This window comes from Kitasatospora sp. NPDC048286 (assembly GCF_043201735.1).
In the GTDB taxonomy this organism is placed as follows: Bacteria; Actinomycetota; Actinomycetes; order Streptomycetales; family Streptomycetaceae; genus Kitasatospora.
The window spans coordinates 736,847-749,914 of sequence record NZ_JBICZE010000003.1 but is presented as its reverse complement, the minus strand read 5'-3'; the positions used below and the strand labels follow the sequence as shown (position 1 = coordinate 749,914).

At 74.7% G+C, this 13,068-nt stretch carries 16 protein-coding genes; 7 read left to right on the top strand and 9 right to left on the bottom strand.

Features of this window, described 5'->3' with window-relative positions; all coding sequences use genetic code 11:
• Positions 1-30: 30 nt before the first annotated feature.
• Positions 31-507 (bottom strand): MarR family winged helix-turn-helix transcriptional regulator, encoded by a 477-nt coding sequence (locus ACGF13_RS10590; RefSeq protein WP_392871566.1) that lies wholly within the window; start codon positions 505-507, stop codon positions 31-33.
• Between the two features lie 125 nt (positions 508-632).
• Positions 633-1,967, bottom strand: a complete 1,335-nt coding sequence (locus ACGF13_RS10585; RefSeq protein WP_392871564.1) for a YhgE/Pip domain-containing protein — start codon at positions 1,965-1,967, stop codon at positions 633-635.
• Positions 1,968-2,165: 198 nt separating this feature from the next.
• Here ACGF13_RS10585 and ACGF13_RS10580 point away from each other — a divergent pair, with 198 nt between their 5' ends.
• Together ACGF13_RS10580 and ACGF13_RS10575 are read left to right on the top strand one after the other, a co-directional pair.
• Complete coding sequence (locus ACGF13_RS10580; RefSeq protein ID WP_392871562.1) at positions 2,166-2,852, top strand: MerR family transcriptional regulator; 687 nt, start codon at positions 2,166-2,168, stop codon at positions 2,850-2,852.
• A complete protein-coding gene (locus tag ACGF13_RS10575; protein WP_392871560.1) occupies positions 2,849-3,061 on the top strand; it encodes a hypothetical protein in 213 nt (70 codons plus the stop codon). Before ACGF13_RS10580 ends, ACGF13_RS10575 begins: the two co-directional genes overlap by 4 nt.
• Positions 3,062-3,127: 66 nt before the next feature.
• Here ACGF13_RS10575 and ACGF13_RS10570 read toward each other — a convergent pair whose 3' ends face one another.
• The 3 genes from ACGF13_RS10570 to ACGF13_RS10560 all read right to left on the bottom strand — a co-directional run bounded on the left by ACGF13_RS10570 (position 3,128) and on the right by ACGF13_RS10560 (position 5,054).
• Entirely contained in the window at positions 3,128-4,162 is a 1,035-nt protein-coding gene (locus ACGF13_RS10570) for a hypothetical protein (RefSeq protein ID WP_392871557.1), read from the bottom strand.
• A 43-nt stretch (positions 4,163-4,205) separates the two neighbouring features.
• Positions 4,206-4,601: a hypothetical protein gene (locus tag ACGF13_RS10565; RefSeq protein WP_392871554.1), complete on the bottom strand. Its 396-nt coding sequence runs from the start codon at positions 4,599-4,601 to the stop codon at positions 4,206-4,208.
• Between the two features lie 72 nt (positions 4,602-4,673).
• The gene (locus ACGF13_RS10560; RefSeq protein WP_392871551.1) at positions 4,674-5,054 is read right to left on the bottom strand and encodes a winged helix-turn-helix domain-containing protein; all 381 of its coding nucleotides are present in this window, start codon (positions 5,052-5,054) and stop codon (positions 4,674-4,676) included.
• Positions 5,055-5,106: 52 nt separating this feature from the next.
• Here ACGF13_RS10560 and ACGF13_RS10555 point away from each other — a divergent pair, with 52 nt between their 5' ends.
• From ACGF13_RS10555 to ACGF13_RS10540, 4 genes are all read left to right on the top strand, one after another.
• Positions 5,107-6,075 (top strand): oxidoreductase, encoded by a 969-nt coding sequence (locus ACGF13_RS10555; RefSeq protein ID WP_392871548.1) that lies wholly within the window; start codon positions 5,107-5,109, stop codon positions 6,073-6,075.
• A gap of 137 nt (positions 6,076-6,212) precedes the next feature.
• The gene (locus ACGF13_RS10550) at positions 6,213-6,842 is read left to right on the top strand and encodes a histidine phosphatase family protein (RefSeq protein ID WP_392871545.1); all 630 of its coding nucleotides are present in this window, start codon (positions 6,213-6,215) and stop codon (positions 6,840-6,842) included.
• Between the two features lie 76 nt (positions 6,843-6,918).
• Positions 6,919-7,536 carry a TetR/AcrR family transcriptional regulator gene (locus ACGF13_RS10545; RefSeq protein ID WP_392871542.1) on the top strand — a complete coding sequence of 206 codons (618 nt, stop codon included), beginning with the start codon at positions 6,919-6,921 and terminating at the stop codon, positions 7,534-7,536.
• Positions 7,537-8,254: 718 nt separating this feature from the next.
• The gene (locus ACGF13_RS10540) at positions 8,255-8,422 is read left to right on the top strand and encodes a hypothetical protein (protein WP_392871539.1); all 168 of its coding nucleotides are present in this window, start codon (positions 8,255-8,257) and stop codon (positions 8,420-8,422) included.
• Between the two features lie 4 nt (positions 8,423-8,426).
• Here the strand turns inward: ACGF13_RS10540 and ACGF13_RS10535 are convergent, their stop codons facing one another.
• From ACGF13_RS10535 to ACGF13_RS10525, 3 genes are all read right to left on the bottom strand, one after another.
• Positions 8,427-9,050, bottom strand: coding sequence for a class I SAM-dependent methyltransferase (locus ACGF13_RS10535; protein WP_392871536.1), 624 nt, complete (start codon positions 9,048-9,050; stop codon positions 8,427-8,429).
• Positions 9,047-9,586 (bottom strand): hypothetical protein, encoded by a 540-nt coding sequence (locus ACGF13_RS10530; RefSeq protein WP_392871533.1) that lies wholly within the window; start codon positions 9,584-9,586, stop codon positions 9,047-9,049. The genes ACGF13_RS10535 and ACGF13_RS10530 overlap by 4 nt, the downstream gene beginning before the upstream one ends.
• Positions 9,587-9,680: 94 nt before the next feature.
• The gene (locus ACGF13_RS10525) at positions 9,681-9,911 is read right to left on the bottom strand and encodes a hypothetical protein (RefSeq protein ID WP_392871530.1); all 231 of its coding nucleotides are present in this window, start codon (positions 9,909-9,911) and stop codon (positions 9,681-9,683) included.
• A gap of 125 nt (positions 9,912-10,036) precedes the next feature.
• Between ACGF13_RS10525 and ACGF13_RS10520 the strand changes: the two genes are divergently transcribed.
• Positions 10,037-10,663 (top strand): hypothetical protein, encoded by a 627-nt coding sequence (locus ACGF13_RS10520; RefSeq protein WP_392871527.1) that lies wholly within the window; start codon positions 10,037-10,039, stop codon positions 10,661-10,663.
• Here the strand turns inward: ACGF13_RS10520 and ACGF13_RS10515 are convergent.
• Entirely contained in the window at positions 10,654-12,969 is a 2,316-nt protein-coding gene (locus ACGF13_RS10515; RefSeq protein WP_392871525.1) for an acyltransferase family protein, read from the bottom strand. The two genes, ACGF13_RS10520 and ACGF13_RS10515, sit on opposite strands and share 10 nt — an antisense overlap.
• Positions 12,970-13,068: the final 99 nt, after the last annotated feature.

Sequence of the window (13,068 nt, the reverse complement as noted above, 5' to 3'; positions counted from 1 at the left end):
AGGCGGCGATCGAAGGCCGACGCCGGGGGATCAAGCTCGGCCACCTCTTTCGAGAAGGTGTTCCAGTTTGACGAGCAGCCCGGCGAAGGCCTGACGTTCGTCGCCGTCGAATCCCGCCATCAGCTGTTGTTCCATCAGGCGGTGGTGGGTGAGGACCTGGTCGACGAGGCGTAGTCCGGGTTCGGTGAGCCTGAGGTGGATGATGCGGCGGTCGTGTTCGTCGCGTTCGCGGGCGATCAGGCCCTTGCGTTCGAGTTGGTCCGCGCGGCCGGTCATGCCGGAGCAGGTGACCTTCTCGCCGGCGGCCAGTTGTCCGGTGGTCAGGCGGTGGGAAGGTCCGGCCTGGCGTAGGGCGGCGAGCACGTGGAAGGTGGCGAGGGTGAGCCCGTGCTGCTTGAGCACGGGGGTCAGCTGTTCCTTCCAGAGCGCGATGACGCGGTACAGGCGGTCGAGCGGCCGTAGCGGTGAGGCCGGCGGAAGCGCGGGCGCGGGCTCGTCCTGGATCATGACCGTTCTTTCACTTCGCTGATTCGTCGGCGGGCACCGTGACCGCGCCCGGGCGGACTCGCGGTCCTGATGCAGGCCCGGTGCCGACCTGGGGCAGGCCGGCACCGGACGGGCGTCGGTGCCGGTCAGGCGGCTGCCGGGGCCGGCTGCGGTGCGTGGGCCGGGCTGCGGTGCAGGCCCTTGTGGTCGTAGAGGCGGGTGACGGCGAACCCCAGGGCGAGCGCGATCGCGAAGCCGATGCCGACCATGGTCCAGGCGCGGCCGAGTCCGGCTTCGGCCTGTGCGCCGAAGTAGAGGATGGAGCGGACTCCGTCGACCACCTGGCGGAAGGGCTCGAAGCCGGCCAGGAACCGGTAGAAGCCGGGGAGCGCCTGCAGCGGGATGGTGCCGCCCGCGGAGGGGATCGCCAGGCCGACCAGCACCAGCATGGACACCAGCGGGCCCGGGGTGCCGAAGGCGGCGAGCAGGGCCAGCGCCGTGATGCCCATCGCCGCCGTGGCGCAGGTCCCGAAGAGCCACAGCATCGGCAGGTGGGAGGCGTCGATGCCGATGATGCCGAAGGCCGCGACCATCGCGAGGGCGGAGGTCAGCGCGGAGAGGGCGACCATGACCACGGAGGCGACCGCGAAGTGCCGGGTGCGGCTGATGTGCTGGGCGGGCGCGGTGCTGCGGAACGGGCCCTTCTCGCTGGCGACGTAGCCGAGCGCGGCGTCCACCTGGGTGTGGATCACGTTCGCGCCGAGCATGCCGCCCAGGACGAGGACGAGGGTGTAGAAGAAGGCACTCAGCCCGAGGCCGCTGTGCCCGCCGAGCGGGTGGCCCTCCTGGATCACGGCCTTGACGGGGTCGGTGATCATCAGCTGGGCCGCGGCGCCCGGGACGGCCTGGCGCCCGGTCTGCTGCGCGGCCTGCTGCTTCGCGAGCTGTTCGGCGAGCTGGTGGCCGACCTGGGTGGAGGTGGCCTGGACGACCTTGCGGTTGATCTCGGCCGCCATCGAGGAGCCGAAGCTGCCGGCCGCGGGGTTGGTCAGCACCGTGATGGTCGGGGGGTGCGGATCGTGCTGGGCCGGCCCGGCGAGGGCGGCGACCGTGGCGGAGAAGTCGTCCGGGATGACGAGCGCCCCGAACACCTTGTCCTTGCCCAGCAGGTCGTCCGCGGTGGCCCGGTCGACCTCTTTCCAGGAGACCTTGCCCTTCAGGTCGTCGGCTCCGGTGATCTGCGAGGCGATCTGCGCGCCGAGGTCGATCCGCTGACCGGCCACCTGAGCGCCGCGGTCAGCGTTGACCAGCGCGATCGGCATGTCCTTCGTCGAACCGACCGGGTCGTTGTTGGCGCCCAGGTAGAGCAGCGACAGGACGAACGACAGCAGGCCGAGGATCACCGCGGACGACAGCCACAGGCTCTTCCTGCGCAGCAGTCCGCGGGCGCTCACGCTCAGGACGCGGGGTGGCTCAGACATCAACGGTGCTCCGGTTGCGATATCGCGCCGTCGTGGCGCTCCGAGTGACGAAAGGACGTGGATTTCCAGCGTTTCAGCTGGCCATCCATCCAATTGATAGCTTCACTATCCAGCCCGATAGTGCCACTATCAGTAAGGGGAGTCCATTCGACGGCCTGCGAGACTGATCACAGACACCGAGTCCGAGCGAGAGTGCGCATGAAGATCTCCGACCTGAGCCGGCAGTCCGGGACCCCGGTCGCCACCATCAAGTACTACGTACGCGAAGGCCTGCTGCCCCCGGGTCGGCCCCTCGGCGCCACCCTCACGCTCTACGGCGACGAACACGTCCAGCGCCTGCGGCTCATCCGCGCCCTCACCGCCCGCGGCGGCCTGTCCATCGCCGCCACCCGCGACGTCCTCGCCGCGCTCGACCAGCCTCTCGACCCGCTCGCCACCCTCGGAGTCGTCCACTACGCCCTGCCCACCCCCGTCGACGCCGCCGAGACGGACGCCGTCGACGAGCAAGCGCACCGGATCGACGAGCTGCTCGACGCCATGGACTGGGACGTCTCCCAGGACTCACCACACCGCAGAGCCCTCGCCGCCAGCCTGATGGACCTCGACCGCCTCGGCGTCAACTACCGCACCGAAGACCTCCTGCCCTACGCCGAGGTCGCCGCCACCGCCGCCCGGCTCGACCTCGACCAGCTTGAGGACATCAAGGACCGCCTCCAGCTCGCCGAACACGCCGCCATCGTCGTCCTGCTCCTCGAACCGGTCCTCGCCGTCCTACGGCGCCTCGCCCAGGAACACGAATCCCACCGCCGCACCGCCTGGGCCCGCCCGGCCGAAGCCGCCGAACCCCACCCCGCCCGACCCCGACTCCCCCGCGATCCCGCGTGAGGGGCTCCACCGGCTTCGGCAGCGGCAGCGGCCCCGGCCCGGTGACCGGCCTGCCCGGCGATACCGCCCAGGAAGCGCCGGCCGACGTCGACATGTGGGTGTACGCGCTGGACGCGGACGGCAACGCGAGCGACCTCCGCACTCCGGCCGGTGGCCACCCGGCCCGCGCCCGCCGGCGGACCGGAGAGCTGGGTCTCCACACCCCGTAGGACGAAGGGTGGGGTGGTCACGGCATCCAGCCGCGTCCACCCCACCCGCCACGATGCTTCAGGGCCTCAGTGGTCGAACCCCACGTGGCAGTGGTCGTGGTGGGTGTCGTCGGTGAAGAACTGGTTCCCGGCGCCCTGGAGCGCCACCGGACCGCCCACGTTGTACGAGCCGGCGGAGGCCGCGTCCCGCATGAAGGAAGCGATCAGCTGCCGGGACGTCCCCGGGTCGACCACCGCCAGCCCGTCGATCCGCCAGACGTCGAAGGCCCGGCCCAGCGGATGGTCGCTGGGCCGGGTCGTGCCGAAGACGTCCAGCGGGTGGCCGGTCCGCACCACGCTCACCGAGAGCGTGTACGGGCCGGCCAATCGCAGCATCGCCTCCAGCACGCTGTCGTGGACGGTGCCGCTGCGCAGGTCGGCGGCGGCCTCCGGCGGCAGCTCGATCCGGGGCTCGGCCAGCACCCGGGCCACCGCGGGCGGCGGCGCGGCGGCGGCCGGCCCGGCGTCCCCCGGGCGCAGGTCGGTGACGGTCCAGCGCGGCTCGGCCCGGCCGAGCCGGACGTCCACCGTGGTGCCGCCCTCGACCACCGAACCGTCCGGGCCGCGCCGCCACTGACGACAGACCACCAGCACGCTCGCCGAGTCGTCGAGGATCCCGCCGTACTGGGCGACGATCACCTCCAGGCTGGCCTCGGTCGCCGCCGGGGCCAGCGGGCCCGCCTGGTCGGCCAGCGCGGGCGGCAGGCCGAGCGCCGCCACCCGGGCGCGGGCCGCCTCCACGCCCTGCCCGCCGGGCGGCCAGGCGCCGAGCGCGGCGACCAGTTCGACGGCGCGGCGCTTGACGTCGGGCTGGATCTCGCCGGGGCCGGGCTGCCAGAGGGGCGGCTGGGGCAGCGGAGTGGGTGTCGGTGTCGGTGTCTCGGTGGGCCGTTCGGCGGGAGTCCCGGCCGGACTCGTCGCCGGGTTCGCGGTCGGGCTCGTGGCCGTCGGCTGCGGCCTGGTGCCTCCAGTACACCCCGCCGTGCCCAGCACCAGCGCCGCCGCACCCGCCCGCAGGATCCCGCGTCGCCCCGGGCCCCGGCCACCGTCTCCACCCGTCATGCCGTCAGTATGCGGCCCCGGGCGGCCCGGTGCTGGGGGCGGGCTATTGCCGTTCCGGGGGCAGTAGGCCGTAGCCCTCCTCGGTCCGCACGATCCAGGAGGGCTCGCCGAGCTTCACCCTCAGCACCGCCGTCAGGTACCTCAGCTCGTGGGTGTGGAACGGCGTGCCGTAGACCTTCCACATGATCGCCTCCGGCTCGTGCACGCCCTCGCCCAACTCGATCAGGCCGCACAGCAGTTTGACGTCGGAGCGATTCAGCCGCGCCTCGCGGCCGTCCACGGTGACGAGGCGGGTGTCCAGGTCGACGACGAGGCGCCCGTCGAAGGCGGTCAGCGAGCCCCGCGACTCCGGCACCACACCGAAACGCTCGCGGATCCACTCCGCCACGACCCGGTCGTCCGCCGGCTGGGCGGCCCGCGCCGCGTTCTCCTCCACCACGCCGGGCAGCCTAACCGGCGGCGCCCGACACCGACCAGACCGCGTTCCGACCGGGCGGGAGGAGCACCCCGATCACCCCTCCCCCAGCGGTGCCGGCGGCGCCAGCAGCGCCTCCGCCGAGGCCGTCCGGGCGTAGAGCACCCATCTCCCCGCCCGGTGGGCGCTGACCAGCCGGGCCTCCCGCAGGGCCGTCAGGTACTGCGAGACGGCCGAGGGCGAGAGTCCGGTGCGCCGGGCGAGTTCGGCGAGCAGGGCGTACGCCGGGCCGAGCGCCGCCAGCCGGGGTCGTACCTGCTCCGTCCAGGGCCGGTGGACGGGGTGGGCGAGCCCCGAGCGCAGCAGCCGCAGGCTCGGCCCGACCTCCCACATCGGCGAGACCGCGAAGCGCATCCGCGCCAGGTCGCCCGCCGTGAACAGCAGCTCGGCCGCCACGCCCCACCCCCGTGGATTCACACATGTTCGAATCGTTGGCGGTCAGGCTAGTGCAGTGGAGATCATCATGGGCATGACTTCGAACGCCGTCGTGAACACCCCCGCCACCGCCGCCTCCGGTACCGCCACCGCCACCTCCGGTACCGCCCCTGTCACCGCCGCCGCCTCCGGCACCTGGAAGCTCGGCGACCGCACCGTCCACCGGATCGGCTTCGGCGCGATGCGCCTGCCGCAGACCGGCCCGGCGCTCGTCCCGCACGCCGTCCCGCGCGACCGCGAGCAGGCACTGCGGGTGCTGCGCCGCGCCGTCGAGCTGGGCGTCGACCACATCGACACCGCCGCCTTCTACTTCTCCCCGCTGCGCTCCGCCAACGAGCTGATCAACCGGGCGCTCGCGCCGTACTCCGACGACCTGGTGATCGCCACCAAGGTCGGCCCCGGCCGCGGCCTCGACGGCGAGTGGGTCGAGCACGCCCGCACCCCCGAGCGGCTGCGCGCCCAGGTCGAGCAGAACCTGCGCCAGCTCGGCCGCGACCACCTCGACCTGGTGAACCTGCGGATCCTCGGCACCGACTCGGTCGCCGAACGCTTCGGCGCGCTGGCCGAGTTGCGCCAGGCCGGACTGATCCGGCAGCTCGGCCTCTCCAACGTCCACCCGCACCAGCTCGCCGAGGCGCAGACCATCGCGCCGGTGGTCTGCGTGCAGAACCCGTACGGCATCGGCGCCACTCCGGAGCAGGACGAGCTGCTGCGGATCTGCGGGGAGCAGGGCATCGCCTTCGTCCCCTTCTACGCGATCGCCGGAGCCGGACGGCAGGACGGCGCCGGCGAGACCGAGCCCGCCCAGGTCCTGGCGGTGGCCGAGGCCCGCGGGGTGAGCACCGCACAGGTACGGCTGGCCTGGACGCTGCACCGCGGCCCGCACGTGTTGGCCATCCCGGGCACCGGGGACGTGGCGCACCTGGAGGACAACATCGCCGCCGGGGCGCTGCGGCTGTCGGCGCAGGAGCTGGCGCTGCTGGACGAGGCCCACGCGGGCTGAGGGCTTACCGGCTTGGGCGGACGGGCTCACACGCTGACGGGCTCACAGGCTGACGGGCTGGGGCGGAACCGGGCGCCGCCCGCCGCGCGTCGCCCCGGGGAAAGTCGATCTTCGTCCACCGCGAGGAGTCCCCGAACATGACCGACCTTGCCACCCGCTACCTCTACCTGGCCCGCCACGGTGAGGCCGCCTCCGAAGGCGACGGCAGCGGCCTCACCGCCGCCGGACGCCGGCAGGCCGCCCTGCTGGGCCGACGGCTGGCCGGCCGGCCGATCTCGCTGCTGCACCACGGCCCGCTGCCCCGGGCGGCGGAGACCGCGCGGCTGGTCGCGGAACAGCTGACCGGCGTGCGGACGCAGCAGTGCGAGGAGGCCGGCGACTTCGTGCCGTACGTTCCCGAGCGGGAGGAACTACCCGAGGACAGCGCCGAGTTCGTGCTGGACCGTCTCTCGGCCACCACGGCGGAGGAACGGGAGGAGGGTGCCCTGCTGGCCCGGCGGGCCGTCGAGCGGTTCACCGGGCCGGTGCCGGGCGGCGAGGAGCGGCACCAACTGGTCGTCACCCACGCCTTCCTGGTCGGCTGGCTGGTCCGGCACGCCCTGGACGCCCCGGCCTGGCGCTGGCTCGGCGTCAACGCCGCCAACGCGGCACTGACCGTCCTGCGCTACACGCCCGGTCGACCGCCCGCCGTGCTGCTCCTCAACGACCAGGGCCACCTCCCGGAGGAGCTGCACTGGACCGGCTACCCGCCCCAACTCCGGTGCTGACAAAGGGCGGAGGGCCGATCTGCGGCACCCGCCGGGCCCGTCGACAGGAATATGCAGACCGGCCTACCATCGCCGCATGGGAGTCAAGGGTGAGGCGACCAGGGCTCGACTGATCGCCGGAACCAGGGAACTGGTCGAGGCGCAGGGCTACTTCGGCACCGGACTCAACCGGATCGTGGCCGCCACCGGCGCCCCGCGCGGCTCGCTCTACTTCCACTTCCCCGGCGGCAAGGACCAGTTGGTGGCCGCCGCGCTCACCCAGGCCGGTCAGGAGGTCCAGGCGCTGCTCACCGGCCCGGCCACCGAGGGCGCCGACACCGCCAGCCTCGCCGAGCGGCTGATCGAGGCCTTCGCCGAACGCCTGGAGCGCTCGGACTACACCAGCGGCTGCCCGATCGCCACCGTCGCCCTGGAGGTGGCCGGCACCAATGAGGCCCTGCGGACGGTCTGCGCCGAGCTGTACGCGGGCTGGCAGCAGCTCCTGGCCGACCGACTGGAGGCCGAAGGCTGCGACCCGGCGGCAGCCCGGGCCGCAGCCGGGCAGGCACTCGCCCTACTGGAGGGCGCCGCCCTGCTCGCCGCCGTCCGCCGCAGCCGCGAACCACTCGAGCACGCCCGGTCCGCCGTCCGGCACCTGCTCGGCGGCGACCGGACGGTCCTCGCCGCCACCCCCAGCCGTCCATCCACCTTGTAGAGGACGGCTCCGGCACACCGTGACGCCGGCGCAGGACGTCGGCCCCGCCGACTTCCTGCGCGCGACGAGGCCCACTCGACCAGCGAGGTGCGACGACGGGCGCGCGGACTGCGAGGCGTGAGGCCCCCTGGCGTGACACTCCCCACCGGAAGATGACTCGCCGTCGGTTTCGCAACCTGGGCGGCGACGGCACGGCTGAGGCCCGGCCCCGCACGGGCGGGGCCGGGCAGCAAGCACCTGACGGGCAGCGAACGGAGGCCATCCCCGGCGTTCTCCGACCGCGGGCTCCCCCCGTCGGTCCAACCATCGTGCCGACGACCCCCGGCCGGTGTCGCCCTCCTTCGGCGTCACCCGAATCACGGACAATCGGGACCTCCTCCGCGCACCGCCCGAAATCCCCTTGCCGCGGCGTGAGCATCGCCGAAGCGCCAGCCGTCGAACTCGTCGAGTCAGCGCCGGCCCAACACCCCGCAGGAGGGCTCGCGTTGGTGGTCTGCGGGGTCGAGGAGCACGCCCTCGGGTGGATCGTCTCCGCGAACAGCGCCGAGTTCGCCCGGACCCGTGGCCGGCGGGACGCGCTCACAGGCGGCGAGCCCTGTCTGGTGGACCGGCAGGACGAGAGCGTCCACCAGGTTCCCACCACCACGTTCCCCCTCCGGCAGGTCAAGGGGACCCGGCCGCCCGCCCCCTGGCGGCGCAGGACGGGGCCGTCGCCGCGATGGCCCATCTGCGTCGAGAGGCGCGCCTCCCGCTGGCCAGGGCGTACCTGCCGGCCGTACGGGAAGGGGCCGAGCCGCCCGAGGAGTTGGCCGATCTCACCGAGGAGGAGGAGGAGGTCGCCCGCCCGCCACTGTCGATCGAGACCGTCCGCCCGGGCCGCGGCTGAGCGGCTACCCCTCCCGCTCGAAGAGCAGCGCCGTCCAGTGGACCCCGTCCCGGCCGTGCAGGTCGGGGCGAGCAGCGCGGTGCAGGAGGCGCAGGCCGTGGTCGGCGGCGAGGGTGACGGTGGGCTCGGGCGGGAGGTCGAACATCCGGCGGCCGGGCGGGACGGGGCCGTGGCGCAGGGTGAGGGCGAGACGGCCGGCGGGAGCGAGGAGGCGGCTGAGGGCGGCCATCGCGGGCGGACGCTCGGCGGGGGCGAGGTGCATCCAGACGGCGGTGAGCAGGACGAGGTCGTAGCGCCGGCCCTCGGCGACGAGCAGCGGCAGTTCGGGCAGCGCGTCGGCGACCCAGCGGACACCGGAGCCGGCGTGCAACCGCTCGCCGACGGCACGGAGTTCGGGGGTGGGCTCGGCGGCGACCACCCGGTGGCCGAGGGCGGCGAGGGCGGCGGCGTCCCGGCCGGTGCCGGCGCCGATGTCGAGGACGGAGCGGGGTGGGGCCGGGTACAGGTGGTGCAGGTCGCGGTGCACCTCGGCGAAGGTCACGCCCTCGTACTGGACGGCGAGTTGCTCCGCCGCCTCGCCGTAGCCCCGCGTCCCGGCCGGCTGGTCCACCCGCTCCGGCCCGTTCACCGCGCCTCCCGGACGGCCACCGCGTCGCCGGCGGCGGCCGCGCCGGCGAAGAAGTCCCGCAGCTCGCGCAGGTCGTGGACGACGAGCGCCGCCCAGGCCTCGGACCAGGGCGTCGGGTAGCCGAGGTACGCGACCGTACGGGCGAGCACGCTGTCCTGCTGGCGGACGAGTTCGCCGAGCGCCGAGCCGCGCAGGAAGGCGGCGGCCGTCGCGACCTGTTCGGGGCGCAGCACCGGCATGGCGCCGCCCCGCGGTGCCCCGCCGGGCAGCGCCCGGTCCGGCCGAGCCTCGCCCGGCCGGTGACATCGGCCGCCGTAGACGGGCAACCGGGCGGCCGGGTCGGGGTGCAGACCGTTCTCGGTGAGCGCGAGTTCCATCAGGACGGCGGTGCGCCGCACGCCGAGGGCGAGGCCCGCGGCGGCCATCCGGTCGTAGCGGACGTCGCGGTCGCGGGGCACGAGTTCGCCGAGTTCCTCCGGCGAGCAGGCGTCCACGGCCTGACCCGGCAAGCGACACCAGAAGTGATCCACACTCACCCGCTCAGCGTAACGGGGTCGGCAACCCCCGCGACTTGGGCCTGTCTCTTGGATTTTCGCGGACCCGGCAAGGATCCAAGAGACAGGCCCTGGTTCAGGCCTCGCCGGGGTGCCAGCGGGGCCATTCCCAGGGGTGGTCGACCCAGTGGACCCGCTGGGGGTCGCGTGGGTCGAGGTCGGGGAAGAGCTGGTGGACGCGCGGCTCGAACTCTTCCCGTTCGAGCGGTTCCCAGCCGTGGCCCTCGAAGCGGACGAGGCGGTAGCGGCTGTCGGCCCGGAGCTCGGCCACCTCGACCAGGGGTTTGGACGTGCTGTTGGTCTCCATGCCCCCAGCATGTGTCGCGCTGGCAATCAACGCCCGTCCAAACCCCTCTTCCGGGTCATATCCCGGCGTCGGTGCGCTCGTTGAGCACGGAAACGTTCGAGGGGGGCCGCTGGAAGGACGAGCACATGACTGGGCAGCCCACCGGAGGGCAGTGGCAGTGGCCGCAGAACGCTTGGCAGCCGCCACCGGTCCCGACGAATCCGCTACCGCCGTGGTCCACTCCCGAGCCGCCGAGGCGTCTGTCGCGCAAGGCCTGGACGGCCGCGATGGTCGGGACGGGAGCCGTGCTGGCCTCCGTCCTGGTGATGTGCGGGCCGGGGCCGGGGGACGAGACCGGCGTGACGGCGCTACCGGAGGCCTCGCCCTCCGCCGCGGACCCGACGGCGCAGTTGCTGCCGGCCTCCCCCTCCCCGGCCACGCCGGCGCCGTCCCCGCTGCCGCCGCCCACCCTGGGGACGGCGGTGCCGGTGGACGGGCCGAGCGTGGCCGCGCCCGCGGCCGGTGCGGGGGCCGGTGGGGGGGCCGCCGCGACGCCCGACGCCCAGCACGCCTCGGCGAGCGCGCATCCCCGGCCGGGGCACAGTCCGCACGCGTCGGCTCCGGCCCGTGGCCCGTCGGGCACTGCCGCCCCGGCGAGTGCCGGGGCGGGTTCGGGCGGCGGCCGGAGCACCATCTGCGATCAGGCCGAGCGGGCGGGCCACTGGCCGGTCGGGTCGGACTCGGCCCGGCTCTGCCGCAACATCTACGGCTGAGTCCACGGCTGGGCCGACGGCGGCCCCGGGGCCACGGACGCGGCCTGACCGGTCGGGCCGGCCGGAGCGGCCTGACCGGTCGAAGCGGCCTGACCCGCCGGGGCGACCGGGGCCCCCGCCGCCCCCAGCAGCCCCCTGTCCAGCCGGGGTGCCAGCACCCGCGCCAGGGTGTCGGTGATGTGCCCGGTGTCCCGGTACAGCACCACGCCCTCCAGCACGGCCGGGCAGGAGGGCCCGGTGCCGGGGCAGAGCAGCGGGCCGAGGTCGAGGGTCCGCACCCCGTACCGGGCCGCGAGGCCGCCGTCCAGCACCGGGTCGGGCTCGAAGGCGGTGTCGCGCGGGAAGAAGCAGGCGTCCGAGCGCCCGTCGGAGGCGGCCAGGCAGGTGGGGATGTCCTTGCCGGGCATCGGGGTGTCGCCGAGGTAGGCGAGCGGGGCGCCGAGCGCGGTGAGTCGGTCCAGGGTGCGGGTCCAGCCCTCGGTGCGCTCGGCCTGGGTGCCGTAGCGGTTGAGGCCGGCCATCAGGACGAGGCGAGGCCTGGGTCCGGAGGCCAGTCGGGTGAGGGTGTTCTCGCGCCAGCGGTCGCACTCCTCGAAGGTGCGGCCGAGCACGTTGTTGCGCACGGTGAGGGTGGCCAGCGGGCAGCCGGGCTTGACCAGGACCTCCAGGGCCCAGTGCCGCTGCTCGGCCAGGGCGAGGCCCGCGGAGATCCACTGCCCGGCGTGGGAGTCGCCGAGCAGCACGATCCGGTCGGGGCTGTCCTCGGCGCCGAAGAGGCAGCGCGGGCTGCTGTCGGCGTTGAGCGGGATCTCGCAGCCCTTGCCGGGCGGGAAGTCCTCCCGGGCCCGGGCCAGCGAGGGTGTCAGGGCGAGCACCCGGGTGCCGGGGGCGAGCAGCAGCGGGCCGTCGGCGGCTCCGGCGGGGGCCGCCACGGGCCCGGAGGAGGGGTCGCCGAGCGCGCGCACGGTGCCGCCGCCGAGGGTGAGCGCGGCGATCAGCGGGATGACCAGGGCGCTGGCGCCGACCGCGAGCCCGCGCCGGGGTGCCGGGCTGCTGCCGTACCGCAGCGGCTGCTCGACCAGGCGCAGGGTGAGCCAGGCGGGCAGCGCGGCGGCGACGGTGAGGGCGAGCAGGGTGGTCCAGGGCAGCGCGCCGTACCGGGCCTGCGCGATGGTCAGCACCGGCCAGTGCCACAGGTACCAGGCGTAGGAGAGGCGTCCGGCGGCGCGCAGCGGGCGGGTGGCGAGCAGCCGTCCGGCGTCGGCGGTGCGGAGGGTGCCGGGGGCGCCGTGCCCCGCGAGCAGGACGGCGGCGGTGCCGAGGACGGGCAGCAGCGCGGCGGTGCCGGGGAACGGGGTGTCGCGGTCGTACAGGATCACCGGCGCGATTACGGCCGCGAGGCCCAGCCACCCGAGCGTCCGCAGCGACCACCGCGTCGACCAGCGCACCGGACGCCGCTCGGTGCGGGCGGCCAGCGCCGGGCCCGCCAGCGCCGCGCAGGCGCCGGCCGCGAACTCCCAGAGCCGGCTGCCGGTGGAGAAGTAGGCGAGCGGCGCGGAGCTGTCCGTCCAGCGCAGGCAGAGCGCCAGCGAGACGGCGCCGACGGCCACCGTGGCGAGGGTGGTCGCCAGGGTGCGGCGGCGCCCGTGCAGGTGGCGGGCGAGGCCGAGCAGCAGGACGCCCCAGAGCAGGTAGAACTGGTTCTCCACGCCCAGCGACCAGAAGTGCTGCAGCGGGCTGGGGTCGCGTTCGGCGGCCAGGTAGTCGGTCTGCAGGCCGACGAAGCGCCAGTTGGCGAACTGGCCGGCGGAGGCGATCAGGTCGCGGGCGAGGTCGGTGCCGCGCAGCGGGTCGAGCAGGGCGCCGCCGGCGACGGCGGTGGCGACCAGCACGGTGGCGGCGGCGGGCAGGATGCGCCGGGCGCGGCGGGCGGCGAAGTCCCACAGGCCGAGCGGGCGGCCGATGAGCAGGCCGGTGATCAGGAAGCCGGAGATGACGAAGAAGACGTCGACGCCGACGAAGCCGCCGGCCAGGCCGGGGACGGCGGAGTGGAAGGCGAGGACGGAGAGCACGGCGACGCCGCGCAGCCCTTCGATGTCGGGGCGGAAGGCGGTGCGCCGGCGGTCCGGTCCGCTCCCGGAGACGGTGGCGGGCCGCGGGACGGCGGGTGCCCGGTCGACCCGGACGACGCCGGGCAGCAGGTCGGCGGGTGGGGCGGAGGCGGCGGCGGACGCCGCCGAGGACGAGACGGTGGACGCGGCGGTGGACGCGGCGGAGGGCGACGAAGGCGGTACGGCCGTTGACACGGCGGTGCTCCTTGCAGGGCTGGCAGCGGTTGTCGGGCCGCCGGGCCGATGGGGCGGCCGGGCGGTGTCCGCGCCGGTGGGGCGACGCGCAAGGAAACG